The sequence below is a fragment of the Solimonas marina genome, assembly GCF_012241385.1.
Classification (GTDB): domain Bacteria; phylum Pseudomonadota; class Gammaproteobacteria; order Nevskiales; family Nevskiaceae; genus Solimonas; species Solimonas marina.
The window spans coordinates 21,454-37,975 of sequence record NZ_JAAVXB010000011.1 but is presented as its reverse complement, the minus strand read 5'-3'; the positions used below and the strand labels follow the sequence as shown (position 1 = coordinate 37,975).

The following is a 16,522-nucleotide window of genomic DNA, read 5'->3' as shown; positions in this document are numbered from 1 at the left end:
TGCGTGTTTTAACGGCCTCGGCGGTCGACCCGATCTCGCACATCGCGACCAGAGTGCAGCTGATGCTCTCGCCAGTTCAGTGCCTTCGGCGCGGACGACGCAGCAGTGACAACGCGGCGAGCGCCAACAGGTCGACGCCCATGCTGCCACCGCCACCTGATCCTGCACTGTCCTGGTCTCCCGCGGCCGCTGACGCGGCCACCTGCGCGCTCGCGGCGCTGCTGCCCGCGGCGTTGGTGCAGGTCAGCGTGTAGGTGTAGACGCCGGCGCTGCTGGGTTGCACGGTTGCCGAGCCCGACGTTGCGCGGGTATTGCTCCAGTCCCCTGATCCCGCACAGGTGTCCGCCCCGTCACTGGACCAGCTCAAAGTCGAGGTCTGACCGACAGTGATCCGTGTGGGGCTGGCGCTGATACTCACCGTCGGTGGTTCCGTGACAGGGCTGTCAACGGTCAGCGTGACGGTTTGGGACGTCGAGCCCGCCGCATTGGAGCAGGTCAGGACGTAGCTGTAGCTCCCAGCCGACGGGGTGAGGTAGATCGTGCCATTGGTCGCCGCTTGGCCACTCCAGTCGCCGGACTTGGTGCAGCTGTCCGCGTCGGAGCTCGTCCACGTTGCCGTCGCGGTATCGCCTTCGGTGATTTCGCTGGGCGAGATGCTGAGGGACAGCGTCGGCGTCGGCGCTGGCGTGAAGGTGGCGGCGGTCGTGGCGTTCGTGTCTTCGCCGCCCTCGACGTGGCAGGTCAGTGTGAACGGCACATCGCCATTGGCAGCATCCGTACCGGTCACCGTGATCGACCCGTCGCCCGACAAACCCGTCGCGCTGTAGATCGAGCTCGTCACATCACAGGCGGCGTCGGAGCGCCCAGTCGTCCACGACAGCGTGATGGGATCACCGGCAGCAGCATTCTGAGGGCTGACGGTGAACGCGGTGATATCGGCCGACACCGAGCGAGATGAATCACGCGCGCCGTCAGTGGCATTTACGCCAGAGGACTGGGGATCAAGCCAGTACTTCAAGCTTGTCTGTGCGTTGGCGCCGCCATCCCATACCGCCGACAAGCGCTGAAAGAAGTTTTCAGCACTGATCGATCGGGTTGGGCAGGCTTCATCGGAACTGTCACGGTTACCTGAAAGTGTGCCTATGGCGCGTCCTCCGATTACCATGGCGGAACCTGACGCGCCTGGCAGCAATCGCCCAAAGCTGTAATAGTCAATGTTGAACTGCCATGCGTCATAGGTATAGCCGAGGCTTAGGCTTTGTCCGTCCTTGACACCGGCAGTGACGGTTCCAGAGTCGTTGGTAATTGTGTACTGCTTCGTCAATGCGAGTCCGTGATGGACCACCTTGCCGGTGCCAGGCCGAGTGCAGACCGTGCTGCCAGTGCTGTTACTGCACGTCCAGTTATCCTCGAACGTGCCATCCACCCCCAGCCAATAGGGATAGGCCCCATACGGCGGTGGGTCGTTCGCCTCGATCAGTAATGAGTCCTGGTAACGCATGCGCTCCACGCCGCCCTGCGTCATCGGCGCGCCGACCTGGGTGTAGTAGTCCAGATCCTGGCCACAAGGCACGGTCGCCGCCCAGTAGAACTGGAAGACACTGCGGCCGTCGGCGTCCATCTCGTAGTTGCAGTGCGACGCCGTCAGGATGTAAGGGCGGAACGAGTGCGTCGCATCAGCCACCAGATTGCCGGTGCAACTGTTCTGGTTGTTGAGGATGATCCCCACCACCGAGTCGCCCTGATCCTTGTTCGAGGCGTCGACGTAGCACGAGTAGTTGTGGTCGCAGCTACCGACGTTGGACGGCGCGGCCTTGGCGAGATAGGCCGAATAGGCCTTGCTCGTTCCCGTGCCGATCCCGAGCGTCGACTTGAAGCCCGGAAACAGGTCGGTGATCTGGAAGACGACGTCGTTCTTCGCCGCGGCCGGGACCGTCAGCTTGATGCCGATCGTGTCGCCGCTGACCAGCCAGGACGACACTTCACCGGTCGCCCAATGCTTGGGCTGCAGCGGGCGATCGCCGGCAGGACCGGTCACGACCAGCGACGAACCCGCCGGCAGGCTGACCTGCCTGGCGCGGAAGGACATCGAGACGGCGTCCGGGATCTGCAGGGAGGCCGTCCAGACAGCCTTGTCCCCCGTCATGGTCCAGGTGCCGGTTTGCGCCGGCGTCAGGTCGACCTTGCGGTCGACGGCGAACTGCTCCGGCTTGGGTTGGGCCTGCGCGATCAGCGCCGCGAGGTCGGTCTTGATGACCTTGGTCGGGGCGGCGATGGCCGGGCCTGAACCGATGAGCAGCGCAGCGGCAGCAACCGCGCGGAAGTATCCCCGCATCCCTAATCCCCAAGTTTTTAGCCCCTCGCGCGAGCATATCGCCCGCGGCTTCATTCAGAAATGCTGAATCCGTCGATTTCTGTGACCGAGATCACAGTGACGTCAGGTATTTCAAGCAAAAGCGGGCTGCAGGCCTGCTGAGGGCAGTGATTCAAGGCCGTCTTGCCACTTTGAGCGTGCCTGCCCGCCGGCAGGGGGTGATGCTCCCTGATGTCACGCCTGTTACGTAAGTTGTTTCATAAAGTGTCAGAGTTTCTTGTTTCACTTGATTTTTCGGGATAGCATCGAATTTCTGCAAGGCCGCAAAGTGGTGCGGCGGGGACGGGGGAGTCCATGCGTAAGCTGATTGGTGCAGTGAGCCTTTTGTCGGTTCTGATGCTGAGTGCCTGTGGAGGCGCGAGCCTGGGCGACGACCAGACCGGAGGAAGCCTTGGCGGTAGCACGACGGGCGGCTCGACGACCGGCAGCACGACGGGTGGGTCGACCGATACGGGGCCTGTGGCGGCGCTGGACTTGGTTGCAGCTCAAAGCCAGATCATTGCCGACGGCACGAGTTCAACGGTGTTGACGGCGACGGTGACGGATACCGACGGCAACGTTGTGTCTGGCAGCACGGTCACATTCGCAACCAATGCGGGAACGCTCTCCACCGATCCATCGTCGAATCCGTTCGCGGCGAGCGCGAACGCTCAGACCGACACAAACGGGCAGGCAACGGTTTATCTGCGTTCGACGTCCAGCGTCGGGACCGCAACGGTCGTGGCGCGCGAGTCCGAAACCGGCATTTCCGGTGCGGCGAGTGTTGCCTTCGTTGCTGGTGCTGCAACGCAGGTGAGCCTGTCCGTGGCTCCGACGACCGTCGTGCCAGGCGGTACCAGTTCTATCAATGTGCAGGTAACGGACGCCAACGGCAATCCGGTCACCGGCACGTCGGTGACCTTGAGTGCGAGCACCAATCAAAGCGGTGGTCTGTTCGCATCGAGCCTGGTTTCCACCGATGACAACGGCCGTGCGGCAACCACGTACCAGGCCGGTGCCGCGCTTGGAACCGACGTGCTCAAGGCGTCGCTGGCAGGCGGCCAGAGTGGCAGTGCTTCGCTGACGGTGTCGAACAGTTCCGCGCAGATTGGCGCGATCAACCTGACGTTGGGGGCTAGTTCCGCTGTCGCCGATGGGGCGACGCAGACTTCGGTCAGTGCGAAGGTCACGGATACGTCTGGCAATCCGATGCAGAACGTCGTGGTGACGTTCAGCACGTCGGTCAATCAGCTGCAGTCCGGTACGACGAAGGCGGCGACGGTTACGGCGGCCACCAACGCCAGCGGCATCGCGACAGCCCTGCAGATTTCGCCGACACGTGTCGGCACGGCCGCGATCACGGCCGCGACCGGCGGCTACTCGGCTGCGGCGTCGCTGACATTTGTGGCGGGGACGCCGAGCAGTGTGCTGCTATCGGTTTCGCCGACGGCACTGGTCCCAGGGGGGGCGGCCTCGGTGCGCGCGGTTGTGCTCGACGCCAACAGCAATCGCGTGCCGGGCGTGGCGGTGACTTTTAGCTCTACAACGTCGGCGCAGTCCAACGGCGGCAGTTTTGCGAGCACGACGGTGACCTCAGACAGTAATGGTGAGGCATCAACGCAATACACGGCGCCGAGCAGTGGCTACTCGTCGGATAGCCTGAAGGCCACGACGGCTGGTGGGCAGGCGAGCCCGGCCGTAACGGTTGGAATTTCGGCGGACAATGCGAGCGTGACATCCATCGTGGTCACGGCCGGGGCGTCACAGCTTTCCGCGGGTGAGTCGACAACGCTGCGTGCGACCGTGCAGACCAGCTCCGGCGCCATCTCCGGCGTGCCAGTGAGCTTCTCGGTGCCGGGCGCGGTGTTGACGCCGAGCACGGGTAGTGCAACGACCAATAGCAGCGGCCAAGCTTCGGTGACGATGACGGCCCCAACGACGTTGGGTACGCTGACGGTGACGGCCAGCGCAGGTGGCTTTTCTGCTCAGACGACCGTGAAAGTCTCGGCTGGCGCGCCGAACAGCTTCGTGGTGTCGGTGGCTTCGAGCCCTGTGGTGCCGGGTGGTTCGGCAACGATCTCCGCACAAGTCCTCGACGTGAACAGCAACCCGGTCGCGGCTGGTCAGCAGGTCAACTTCCGCATTGTTTCGGCGAACAGCTCAGGCTCCTCTGTCACCCCGGCCGCGGCAACGACCGATGCCAACGGCAACGTGAGCGCGAGCTTCGTCGCCGGTACCTCGGCCGGCTCGGAGAGCATTGAGTTGACGTCCGGCAGTGCGACGCAGCAAGCCACAGTGGTGATTGACGCTGACGCAGCATCCGTTGGCGGCATCACGATCTCGCCGGCGAACCCATCGACGACGGCTATGGCGTCGCAAACGATCGTCGCGACAGTTGTCGACAGCGCAGGTCATGCCGTGGTCGGCAAGACCGTGAATTTTTCGGCGACAGCCGGCGACTTCGACAATACGGCACCGGTCACCGACGCCAGCGGCAAGGTCTCGGTGACCTATACCGCGCCCGCGTCGTCGGGCAGCGTGACGCTGTCTGCATCGTCCGGTGGCTACAGCGCCACGGCGTCGCTCACCGTCGCCGCCGGCACGGCGACGGCAATTAAGCTGACTGCGGCCCCGAGCACGGTAGCGCCAAGCCGTACCACGTCGATCACAGCGACGGTTCGTGACGCGAGTGGCAACGGTGTGCCGAATCACGCCGTGCAATTCAGCACGACGGCGGGCTCGTTGTCCGCATCGTCGGCGACGACAGACAGCAGCGGTACTGCGACGGTCGTGCTGACGGCGCCATCCGCTGCGGGTGATGTCAAGGTGTCAGCCAATGTTGCGCCCGAAGGACTCAGCGACAAGGTCAAAATTACGGTCAGCGGCTCTGCGGAGGTTGTCGGAGGCATCACGCTAACGGCGCTTTCCTCCAGTATTCCAGCCGATGGGGCAAGCACAGCCATTGTTCGTGCAGTAGTGACCGGAAGCGACGGCACACCGCTCCCTGACGTGACCGTCGATTTCTCTACCTCTGCGGGGGCGGCGGTGAACGGCCCGAGTGTTCCGACTGACCAGAACGGCCAAGCCGACTTCGAACTCAGGGCAGCGTCGACACTCGGCTCTGCCACGGTTACGGCGAAGATTGCCGGGTTCAGCAAGACTGCGAATGTCCAGTTCGTGGCCGGCGATCCGTACAGCCTCAATTTTGTACAAAGCGCACCTTCCGTCAAAGGCGGTGGGGCGGTTTCATTGGTCGCTGTGGTGCAGGACAAGACCAAAAATCCGGTTTCCGATATCACGGTGAACTTCAGCTTCAAGAGCAACAATTCCGGTGGTTCATTAACAGCTACCAGTGTGGTGACGGGTGCTGATGGCCGAGCAGTTGTGGGCTACACCGCCGGTAATCCCGCGACAACTGTGGTTGACCAAATCAAAGCGAAAATTGCAACCAACTCACTCTCAAATGTCGCATCGGTGACCGTTACCAATCCTGTAAAGGTAGTGACGCTAGTTGCGAGCAGCTCACAGCTTGCGTCAAACGCCAGCACTGAAAGTCAGGGTGTGACGCTGACCGCGCTCGTCAAGGATCAAAACAACAACGTTCTGCCAGATGTTTCGGTCGATTTTGCTGCCAAGCTCGATGCAAGCTCCTGTGGTTCCGGCGGTGCATTGCAGGTCACGAGCGGCACAACCGACGCGACTGGTCGGGCGACTGCGGTATTGACCACTGGCGGCGACACGACTAATCAGTTGATCGACGTGACTGCGACGGCCTCCAGCGTCTCCGATATGGTTCAGATTCAGGAGGCTGGCACGACGATTTCGATCGCTGGCCCCGCTTCTGTTGGGTTGAACGCGAAACAAAGTTATACGGTCAGCTTTAAGGATGCCGGGAATAACCCGATCAGCAGTCAGGTTCTGACGGTATCGTCGTCCTCGGGCAATACGATCGCCGCACATAGCGGGAGCAATTGTTCCGGCGGTAATTGCACCACTGACAGCAATGGGCAGTTTACGGTGGACTACACCGGCAGTAGTGGCGGAAGTGATACGTTGACGGTAACGCCGCAGGCGTGCAGCAACGCCGCCACGGTTGCCAAGCAGGCCATTCAGGTAGCGTCGCAAACGCTGACGATTGTGGCGCCGACGGATGATGCGGAGATCCCCTTCAGCGGGAACCTGTCACTCGGGGCGGAGTCGGCCGACGGGGGCAGCCATTATGTGGCGGGCGACGTCTTGACGGTGAGCGGCGGCACGTTCACGACCCCGGCACAGCTGACGGTCAGTACGGTCGACGCAGTCACCGGAGCCGTGACCGGCTTTATCGTTAACAACGCCGGCGATTACACGGCGCTGCCGACCAGTCCGGCGACGGTCAGTGGCGGCAGCGGCACCGGTGCAACATTCACGGTCTGGCAAAACATCACGGTTCGTCTGGCGGGCGGAACGGTTTCCGGGCAGAACGTGAGCTTCAATACGACGCGAGGCACCTTGTCCGCGACGGCGGCCACGACCGATGCCGATGGTGTTGCGCAGATTCAGCTCAATCAGGCTTCCGCGGCCGGTAACGCCGGCGGTGCGGTCGTGACCGCAACGTGCACGAGCTGCAGTCCGACTATTTCTGCGTCGACGAGCGTTCAGTTCAATGCAACGACCGCGGCCTCGGTGGTTTTGCAGGCATCACCGTCGACGGTCGCCGTCAACGGCACCAGTGTTATCACGACCACCGTACGGGATGCCAACAACAACCCAGTCGCGAACCAGAGCGTCAACTTCACACTGAATGACGATTCTGGCGGTGCGCTGCAAGAGAGCACAGCGGTGACCAACTCCGGCGGTCAGGCGACGATTACCTACAAGGGCGGTGCAACGACGGGCTCGCAGGATGGTGTCACGATCACAGGCACGACGGTTGCCGGTGGCGTCAGTGGCAGCACGACGCTGACGGTCGGAGGGCAGGCTCTGCGAATTGTGCTCGGCACCGGAAACACGATCAGTGCACTGAACAGCACGCAGTATCAAATGCCGTATTCGGTGCTCGTGACGGATTCCGCCGGCAATCCGCCGCCGGCCGGCAGTGTGGTGAACCTGACGATCAATGCGCTGGCCTATCAGAAAGGCTCCGAAGGCTGGAACGGCACGCAGTGGACGGTGGCGGCCGGTAGTGGGTATTTGACCTGCAGCGCAGGCGCCATCGGCTGCGCCGATACCGGATTCGGCTGTGCCAACGAAGACATTAACTTCAATGGACTTTTAGACGCCGGGGAGGACTTCAATACCAACACGGTACTCGACCCAGGCAACCCAGCATCGGTCCCTGCTACCGTAACGCTGGATGCCAATGGCACTGGTCAATTTGATATCACCTATCCCAAGGACCGTGCGCACTGGGTGCAAGTGCAGCTGACGGCGACCATTGTGGTGAACGGAGATCAGGGCAGTACGTCTGTCAATTTTGAATTGCAGGGTTTGTCGAGCGACTTTACGACGGAAACAGTAAATCCACCGGGGCAGGTCAGCCCGTATGGCGAAGCGGCAAGCTGCGCAAACCCGAACTGAACGGCTGACTTTGAGCGATTAAATAGAAAGGGCGCGTCAATGACGCGCCCTTTCTCGTTGCAACAGGGTCATGAGCACGATGTTGCCGATGGCCAGCACCAGGGCGATCAGGCCGGCGCCGAGGCCGGTTTCGACGTCGCGACGCTCTTTGGCGATGTCGTTCAGCAGGTCCTGACGGGTCTGCTTGCGCAAGCGCTCGCGGCTTTCCGGTGTGGTCTGGGCGTGCTGGGCCTGCAGTTCGAGCTGCATGTTCAGTTCGGTCGAGGCGGCGATGTCGGATTCGCTGTAGGTTGGCAGCTCGAACCATTTGACGCCGTAGTAGCCGGTGAGACCGATGCCGACGGCCAGCAGCATGAACGGAAAGGCGGAGCGGGAACGGCGTTGCGGGATCACGTTCAGGTCTCGGGACGACGGAATGCGCCATTGTACGGCGGGTGCCCGGAGCATCTCGTAGGCACCGATCGCGCAGCTGGTGAGTCCCCGCGTCTGGTGGTTGTTCACGAAGACTGCGGACCCGGGGTGGCGGGATAATGGGGCGAACGAACCGGAGGCTCGAGATGCGTATTGGAACCCCCAAGGAAATCAAGAATCACGAATACCGCGTCGGCCTGACGCCGGCGGGCGTGCGCGAGCTCAGCGCGCATGGGCACGAAGTCTTCATCGAAACACGGGCCGGGCTTGGCATCGGTATCGATGATGAAGCCTATGTCCGTGCCGGCGCCAAGATCGTCGACAGTGCCGAGGCGCTGTTCGAGACGGCGGAGATGATCATCAAGGTGAAGGAGCCGCAGCCGCAGGAATGCGCGATGCTGCGTGAGCATCATCTGCTGTTTACCTACCTGCATCTGGCGCCCGACCCGGAACAGACCGAGGCGCTGATCGCATCCGGCTGCACGGCGATTGCCTATGAAACAGTCACCGATGCGCGCGGTGGCCTGCCGCTACTGGCGCCGATGAGCGAGGTCGCCGGACGCATGTCGATCCAGGCAGGCGCACATGCGATGGAAAAGGCGGCCGGCGGTAATGGTGTGCTGATGGGCGGCGTGCCGGGCGTGCCGGCGGCGGAAGTGGTGGTGATCGGCGGCGGCGTCGTCGGCTACAACGCGGCCCGCATCGCGGTCGGTATGGGGGCTCACGTGACCATCCTCGACCGTTCGCTGCCGCGGCTGAACTGGCTGGACACCACCTTCGACGGGCGCTTGGCCACCTTGTATTCGACCGTCGATGCCGTCGAGTACAGCATTGCCAAAGCGGACCTCGTCATCGGCGCCGTGCTGGTGCCGGGGGCCGCGGCGCCGAAGCTGGTGACACGCGAGATGCTGAAGCTGATGGCACCGGGCACGGTGATCGTGGACGTGGCCATCGACCAGGGCGGCTGCTTCGAAACCTCGAAGCCGACCACGCATCAGGCGCCGACCTATCTGGTCGACGGCATCGTCCACTATTGTGTCGCCAACATGCCGGGCGGTGTCGCGCGCACGTCGACGTTCGCGCTGACCAATGCGACGATGCCGTTTGCCATCGCGCTGGCCAACAAGGGTTACCGGCAGGCGCTGATCGATGATCCGCACTTGCGTGAGGGGCTCAACGTGCACAAGGGTCGCGTCACGTACAAGGCGGTCGCCGACGTTCTGGGCTACGACTGGCAGGCGCCGCTCGATGCCCTGAAGGGCTGAGCGGGCGGGAGAGCTGCCGTCACGCCGGGGGGCCGTGGCGGCAAATGCCAAGCGGTGGCGCGCAGCCACTTGCTAGAGTCGTCGGCGTCTACGGTAAAGGGCTGGGGATCGTCCATGTGTCGAAGCCATTTGCGCGTTATCGCTTCGCTTGCAGTTTTTTCCATGCTGTTCGGTGCGCGCGCGCACGCTCAGGACGCGGCGGCCGCCGCGCCGTCTGAGCCGGCCAGTGCCCCTGAGGCCGATGTGACGACGTCTGCCCCGGAACTCGATACGATTCCGGTGGCCGGCGACGAGCCGGCGGCGGTTCAGACCGACGGCGGCAGCTCGCCGGGGCTCGCCGAAATCGTCGTGACCGCGCAGAAGCGCAAGCAGTCGCTGCATGACGTGCCGCTGTCGGTCACGGCGGTCGGCGCCGAGCAGCTGGCCGACATCAATGCGTCCGACCTCACCGACGTCAGCTACTACATTCCGAACGCACGCGTCGACACGGACGACGCCGGGTCACCGCAGGTCTTCATCCGCGGCTTCGGCACCAATACCTTCAATCCGAGTTTCGAAAGCTCGGTCGGCTTCGTCGAGGACGACATCTTCTACGGCCGCGGCGCGTACTTCACCGAGGCGATGTTCGATGTCGATCGCGTTGAAGTGTTGCGCGGTCCGCAGGGCACGCTGTTCGGCAAGAACACGGTCGCCGGCCTGTACAACGTCATCAGCCGTGGCGTCACCGACAACTTCTCGGCCAATGCCCGTGCCAGCTACGGCTCGTACGACGATTTCCGCTTCGAAGGTGGTGTCGGCGGCATGTTCAACGACTGGTTCGGTGCGCGCCTGTCGTTCATGACGCATCAGAACGACGGCGAACTGCGTAACACCTATCTGCATCGCGACGAGAACGACCTCAACCAGAATGCAGGACGTCTGAAGCTGCGCATCCTGCCGCTCGACGACGTGCAGATGGATATCAACCTGGTGCGTTCGGATTCCAGTCTCAACTTCTGGCCGTACGAACTGGCCAAGCTCGACGAGGGCACCTACAACTATCTGAGCAGCTTCGACCCCGATGTCGAAGATGATCCCAACGACTTCAAGACCGAATTCAATGCGCCGGGCTTCATCGACAAGGGATCGTCGACCGAAAGCATGAAGACCGACTGGTCGATCGGCGATCTCGGCGGCATTCACGACGCGCATCTGATTCTGGTCGGCGGTTACAGCAAGCTGTACATCAACCAGCTCAACGATCTGGACGTCTCGCCGGCCGACATTCTCAATCTGTACAACCACGAGCACTACAACCAGACGTCCGTCGAGCTGCGCCTTGAAGGGCAGTCCGACAGCTTGTTCGGGCTCGGCAAGTCGGTGGACTTCGTCACCGGCGGCTATTTCTTCCGCTCGAACTATCGCCTGCTGGCGCAGATCGTGGCCGGCAAGGATCTCGGTTCGTTCGTGCTGACCGACGACTTCCTGCAACTGGCGACCGGCAACAGCAATATCAATCTGATCACGGCGCTGGGTTTGCCGGGCCTGCCGCTGGTCGGTCAGCTATTGGCGCCGGTGATCGGCAACGACTTCTACCAGTTCGACTATACCCAGCAGACCACGTCGCTGGCGTACTTCGCGCAGGCCACCTGGAAGATCAGCGACCACTGGTCGCTGACGCCGGGCGTGCGTATCAACCACGAGACCAAGGATCTGGAAACGGCGGGCACCGGCTGTCCGGACAAGCTGGTTTCCGGTCTGTGCTTCACGAGCCTGCTGCTCGGCGCCAACGACTACGACGTGCCGGGCAAGCGTGACGAGACCGACATTTCGCCGAAGGTCGCGTTGCAGTACATCTGGAACGACAACCTCAATTTCTATTCAAGCTACGCGCGCGGCTACAAGAGTGGCGGCTACAACTCGCTGTCGTATACCGGCGAGGATTTGCCGTTCAAGCCGGAGAAGGCGGCGACCTATGAAGTCGGTTTCAAGAGCCGTCTGTTCGATCGCCACCTGAACTTCAACACGACGTTCTATTACACGACGCTCGATAACCTGCAGGTGCTTGCGTTCCACGGCGCCACGACCAATGTCGGCAATGCCAGCGCCACCTCGCGTGGTGTCGAAACCGATGTCCAGTGGCTGACGCCGTGGCGCTTGCTGACGATCAACGGCTCGTTCGGTTACATCGATGCGAAGTACGACTCGTACCCCGACGCGCCGGCGCCGATTTCCGACGGCATTGGTGCCACGCAGGATCTGAAGGGCAAGACCATCGCATTTGCGCCGAAGCAGACCGCGACGATCACGCCGATCCTGACGGTGCCGATGCCGTGGAACCTGATGATGCGCCTGTCGGGTGACGCGCTGTTCCAGGGCGAGCAGTACACCGATACCGATCTCGATCCGTATACGCGGGTCGGCGGACACTGGGAGTACGCGGCGCGCATGAGTATCGCCAACCAGGACAACAACTGGTCGGTGACGATCGGTGGCAAGAACCTCAGCGACAAGCGCGTTGCCAACCAGGTGACCGACGCCACGGTGTTCCCGGGCTCCTACTTCGTGCAGCAGGCCCCGGGCCGCGAGCTTTACGCCACGCTGCAGCTGAACTGGTAAGCGCGACTGCAGTGAAAAAGCCCGCCATTGGCGGGCTTTTTCATGCGCGGCATTTGCAAGAGCGTCAACGCACCGGCGGTGGGTCGAGCGGCGTCTTGCCCCTGAACTCGCACAGATCGACGATGACGCAGCGGCCGCATTCGGGTTTACGTGCCTTGCAAACGTAGCGTCCGTGCAGGATCAGCCAGTGATGCGCGTCGCGCTTGAACTCGGCCGGCGTCAGTTTCATCAGCTTGTCTTCGACCTGCCGCACATTCTTGCCGGGCGCCAGGCCGGTACGATTGGAGACGCGGAAGATGTGCGTGTCGACAGCGATCGTCGATTCGCCGAACGCCGTATTGAGCACGACGTTGGCGGTCTTGCGGCCGACGCCGGGCAGCGCTTCGAGCGCTTCGCGGTCGCGCGGCACTTCGCCGCCGTGTTGTTCGAGCAGCAATCGGCACAGGCCGATGACGTTCTTCGCCTTGGTCTGGTACAGGCCGATGGTCTTGATGTATTCGCGCAGGCCGGCTTCGCCGAGGGCGAGGATCGCAGCCGGTGTGTTGGCGGCCGGAAACAGCCGTGCCGTCGCCTTGTTGACGCCGACATCGGTCGCCTGCGCTGACAGGACGACGGCGACCAGCAGCTCGAACGGCGTCGTGTAGACGAGTTCGGTGGTTGGCGCTGGATTACCGTCGCGCAGACGGCGGAAGATTTCGGCGCGCTTTGCGGGATTCATGAGGAGGGTCCGCGGCGGGCGCGTGCAGCGGCCAATGCACGCGCGACGGGATCGCCACCGCTGTCGGCAGTCGGGGTGGTGAGTGCCGCGCGCCGCCGCTGGCGTTCGGACTCGCGTTCGTCGCGGCGGCGATCGAGGCGCCGCAGGCGCGCCTCGTAGCGCATGCGGTACTGCGACGCGCGGTCGAGATGCGACTGGGCGGCCGGCTGCATGACGATGCAATCCACCGGACACGCCGGAATGCACAGCTCGCAGCCGCTGCATTCGTCGACGATCACGGTGTGCATCAGATTCGCGGCGCCGACGATCGCATCGGTCGGGCAGACCTGGATGCACTTGGTGCAGCCAATGCACGGTGCCTCCTCGATGAAGGCGACCGTCGATTGCGTGATCGGTGCGCCATTGGCCGGATTCATCGCTTGGGTCGGCCGGCCGAGCAATGCGGCCAGCGCCTCGATACCGGCGTCGCCGCCGGGCGGGCATTGATTGATCTGCGCTTCGCCGCGGACGATGGCGTCGGCATACGGGCGGCATGCCGGATAGCCGCAGCGCTGGCACTGCGTCTGCGGCAGCAGCGCGTCGATGCGCTCGGCGAGGGCAGCGGTCACGACGGCAGGCGGCTGGCTTTACTTGATGCGCATGCCCGGCTGCGCGCCGTCGTCCGGCGCCAGCAGGAACGGCCCGCCGCGCTCGTCGCTGGCGGCCAGCACCATGCCTTCGGACATGCCGAACTTCATCTTGCGCGGCGCCAGGTTCGCCACCGCGACCGTCAGTCGGCCGACCAGCGTTTCAGGTGCGTACGCGGCCTTGATGCCGGCGAACACCTGGCGCGTGCCGAGCGGTCCGAGGTCGAGCTGCAGGCGCAGCAGCTTGTCGGCACCTTCGACGTGCTCCGCGGTGGCGATGCGCGCGATGCGCAGGTCGACCTTGGTGAAATCGTCGATGCCGATCGTTTCCGGCGCTGCGGCCGTGGTTGCCGCGGCCGGTTTTGTGGCCTTCTTGACCAGTACGCTAGTGGCGGCGGCTGCCGCCGGCGCGTCGCCGCGTTCTTCCGCGAGCATGGCCTCGACGGCCTTGGGGTCGACGCGCGTCACCAGCGGCACATACGGCTGGATCTGATGGCCGAGCAGCGGTTTGCCGGCGTCGGCCCAGCTCAACGGCGCAACGCCGAGGAAGCTTTCGACCTGCGCGGCGATCTGCGGAAGCACCGGCTTGAGATAAATCGTCAGCTGACGGAACAGATTGAGGAAGGTCGTGCAGACCTGATGCAGTTCCTCGGCGCGCGTCTCGTCCTTGGCCATGGTCCACGGCGCGAGCTTTTGGATCTCGGCATTGGCGTCGTCGGCCATCAGCATGATTTCGCGCAGCGCGCCGGCGAAGTCGCCGGATTCGTAAAGCTTGCGCAGATTGTCGGCTTCGGACGCGAAGTCCTCGAACAGCGTGCGATCGTGCATCGCCACGGCCAAATGCCCATCGAAGCGCTTCTCGATGAAGCCGGCGCAGCGGCTGGCGATGTTGACGTACTTGCCGACCAGATCGCTGTTCACGCGGTTGCTGAAGTCGGTCAGGTTGAGGTCGAGATCATCGACGCCGCTGCCGAGCTTGGCGGCGAAGTAGTAGCGCAGGTATTCCGGGTTCAGATGATTGAGATAGGTGCGGGCCTTGATGAACGTGCCGCGGCTCTTGCTCATCTTCGCGCCGTCGATCGTCAGATAGCCGTTGACGTGCAGTGCGGTCGGCGTGCGGAAGCCGGAGCCGTGCAGCATCGCCGGCCAGAACAGGCCGTGGAAATTGACGATGTCCTTGCCGATGAAGTGATGCAGCTCCGTCGTCGTGCCGGCACGCGCGTCCCAGAAGTCGGCAAAGATTTCGGCGGCGGCACGGCCCTGCTCGGTGGCGAGCTTTTCACAATACGCCTTGAACGACGCCATGTAGCCGATCGGCGCGTCGAGCCAGACGTAGAAGAATTTGCCCGGCGCGTCGGGAATCGCGAAGCCGAAGTAGGGCGCGTCGCGCGAGATGTCCCAGTCCTTGAGTCCGGCGCCGAACCATTCCTTGAGCTTGGCTTTGATTGACGGGTGCGCGACGTCGCCCGCCAACCAGTGTTCGAGGAAGGTCTGATATTTCGGTAGCTCGAAGAAATAGTGTTCCGAATCGCGCATCACCGGCGTCGCGCCGGACACCACCGACTTCGGGTTCTTCAGATCGGTTGGCGAATATGCGGCGCCGCAAACTTCGCAGTTGTCGCCGTATTGGTCGGGCGATCCGCATTTCGGGCACTCGCCCTTGATGTAACGGTCCGGCAGGAACATATCCTTGACCGGATCGTAGAGCTGCTGAATCGTGCGGCTGGCGATGGCCGGCGGCATCGCCGCGCGCTCATCGCTGACCGGCGCGCCCGCGCGCAGCCGCGTGTAGATCAGCTCGCAGAGCAAGCGGTTCTCGTCCGAATGGGTCGAGTGGTAGTGATCAAAGCCGACGTGGAAGTCTGCGAAGTCGCGCACGTGCGCGGCCTGAATCGCCGCGATGAACGCCTCGGGCGCGACGCCCGCCTTCTCGGCCGCCAGCATGATCGGCGTGCCATGCGCGTCGTCGGCGCAGACATAGTGCGCGGTGTTGCCCTGCAGGCGCTGGAAGCGGACCCAGATGTCGGCCTGGATGTAGCCGACCATGTGACCGAGATGGATCGGTCCGTTGGCGTAGGGCAGGGCGTTGGTAACGAGAATCTGGCGGGCCATGGCGCGAGTCGGCGGCTGAAGCGAAAGATCGCGATTCTACATCGCCCGGCGCTGCGGCTTCCCGCGCGGCGGCTGGCGCGGATGCTCCTTACAAGACCTGCTCGAAGCCCTCGAATTGCGGTGGGCCGAGGTAGACGTCGCGCGATGTGCCGGCGTTCGCGTGCGCCTTGCGGAAGGCATCCGAGCGCGTCCAGGCTTCGAATGCCGTGGCCGAATCCCAGATCGAGTGAGAGGCGAACAGGGTGTACTCGTCGTTGCTGGGGCCGCGCAGCAAGTGGAATTCGCGAAACCCTGGCACGCCGTCGAGGTGGCTGTCGCGCGTCTTCCAGATTTCGACGAATTCGGCTTCACGGCCGAGATGAATGCGGAAGCGGTTCATGGCGACGAACATCGCGGTTCTCCTTCAAGGGGTACATACCATCGTAACGACCGCTGGTGACGATGACGACCGGCGCAGAGTTCAGGCGCAATTCAGCGCGCGCCTCTAACGTCAGGGCTCATCATGATTCGCCGTCCACGTGCCACTGCCATGCGTTGCCTCGCGTTCATCGGTCTGTTGCTGAGCGCCTGCATTGCGCAGGCCGCCCCAGAGCGACATCAGCACGGCGGAGCACAGCACCATTACGTCTACTACCCCGGCAAGCAGCTCTATTTCGCGCCGGAGCGGCAGATGTGGTTCTGGCGTGACGGAGACGATTGGGCTTCCGGTGGCACGCTGCCGCTGATCTATCAGCAGTACACGCATGGCGGCTACAGCGTCTATCTGGATGTCGACAAACCTTATGAGGCGCAAGCCCAGGTTGATACCGACTATCGCCATCACCGTTTGCAGCCATTTCACTACGACGGCCGCGCGGACAAGTCACACTGACCAACGAAT

General features: G+C 63.1%; 10 protein-coding genes. 4 read left to right on the top strand and 6 right to left on the bottom strand.

Features of this window, described 5'->3' with window-relative positions:
• Nucleotides 1–76: 76 nt before the first annotated feature.
• Nucleotides 77–2,335, bottom strand: a complete 2,259-nt coding sequence (locus G7Y82_RS22010; RefSeq protein ID WP_240954377.1) for a hypothetical protein — start codon at nucleotides 2,333–2,335, stop codon at nucleotides 77–79.
• A gap of 333 nt (nucleotides 2,336–2,668) precedes the next feature.
• Between G7Y82_RS22010 and G7Y82_RS16865 the strand changes: the two genes are divergently transcribed.
• Entirely contained in the window at nucleotides 2,669–7,912 is a 5,244-nt protein-coding gene (locus G7Y82_RS16865; RefSeq protein WP_168149317.1) for a beta strand repeat-containing protein, read from the top strand.
• Between the two features lie 36 nt (nucleotides 7,913–7,948).
• On the opposite strand, the gene G7Y82_RS16860 is transcribed toward G7Y82_RS16865, so the two are convergent.
• Nucleotides 7,949–8,413, bottom strand: coding sequence for a hypothetical protein (locus G7Y82_RS16860; protein WP_168149316.1), 465 nt, complete (start codon nucleotides 8,411–8,413; stop codon nucleotides 7,949–7,951).
• 56 nt (nucleotides 8,414–8,469) lie between these two features.
• Between G7Y82_RS16860 and ald the strand changes: the two genes are divergently transcribed.
• On the top strand, nucleotides 8,470–9,588 hold the full coding sequence (gene ald, locus G7Y82_RS16855) for an alanine dehydrogenase (protein WP_168149315.1): 1,119 nt from the start codon (nucleotides 8,470–8,472) through the stop codon (nucleotides 9,586–9,588).
• 243 nt (nucleotides 9,589–9,831) lie between these two features.
• Nucleotides 9,832–12,186: a TonB-dependent receptor gene (locus G7Y82_RS16850; RefSeq protein WP_366515691.1), complete on the top strand. Its 2,355-nt coding sequence runs from the start codon at nucleotides 9,832–9,834 to the stop codon at nucleotides 12,184–12,186.
• A 64-nt stretch (nucleotides 12,187–12,250) separates the two neighbouring features.
• Here G7Y82_RS16850 and nth read toward each other — a convergent pair whose 3' ends face one another.
• The 4 genes from nth to hmuQ form a co-directional block, all read right to left on the bottom strand.
• Complete coding sequence (gene nth, locus G7Y82_RS16845; RefSeq protein WP_168149313.1) at nucleotides 12,251–12,904, bottom strand: endonuclease III; 654 nt, start codon at nucleotides 12,902–12,904, stop codon at nucleotides 12,251–12,253.
• Nucleotides 12,901–13,512: an RnfABCDGE type electron transport complex subunit B gene (locus G7Y82_RS16840; protein WP_168149312.1), complete on the bottom strand. Its 612-nt coding sequence runs from the start codon at nucleotides 13,510–13,512 to the stop codon at nucleotides 12,901–12,903. Before G7Y82_RS16840 ends, nth begins: the two co-directional genes overlap by 4 nt.
• A gap of 18 nt (nucleotides 13,513–13,530) precedes the next feature.
• The gene (gene metG, locus G7Y82_RS16835; RefSeq protein WP_168149311.1) at nucleotides 13,531–15,642 is read right to left on the bottom strand and encodes a methionine--tRNA ligase; all 2,112 of its coding nucleotides are present in this window, start codon (nucleotides 15,640–15,642) and stop codon (nucleotides 13,531–13,533) included.
• Nucleotides 15,643–15,730: 88 nt separating this feature from the next.
• Entirely contained in the window at nucleotides 15,731–16,033 is a 303-nt protein-coding gene (hmuQ, locus tag G7Y82_RS16830; RefSeq protein WP_168149310.1) for a heme-degrading protein HmuQ, read from the bottom strand.
• A 138-nt stretch (nucleotides 16,034–16,171) separates the two neighbouring features.
• Here hmuQ and G7Y82_RS16825 point away from each other — a divergent pair, with 138 nt between their 5' ends.
• Nucleotides 16,172–16,513 carry a hypothetical protein gene (locus tag G7Y82_RS16825; protein ID WP_168149309.1) on the top strand — a complete coding sequence of 114 codons (342 nt, stop codon included), beginning with the start codon at nucleotides 16,172–16,174 and terminating at the stop codon, nucleotides 16,511–16,513.
• Nucleotides 16,514–16,522: the final 9 nt, after the last annotated feature.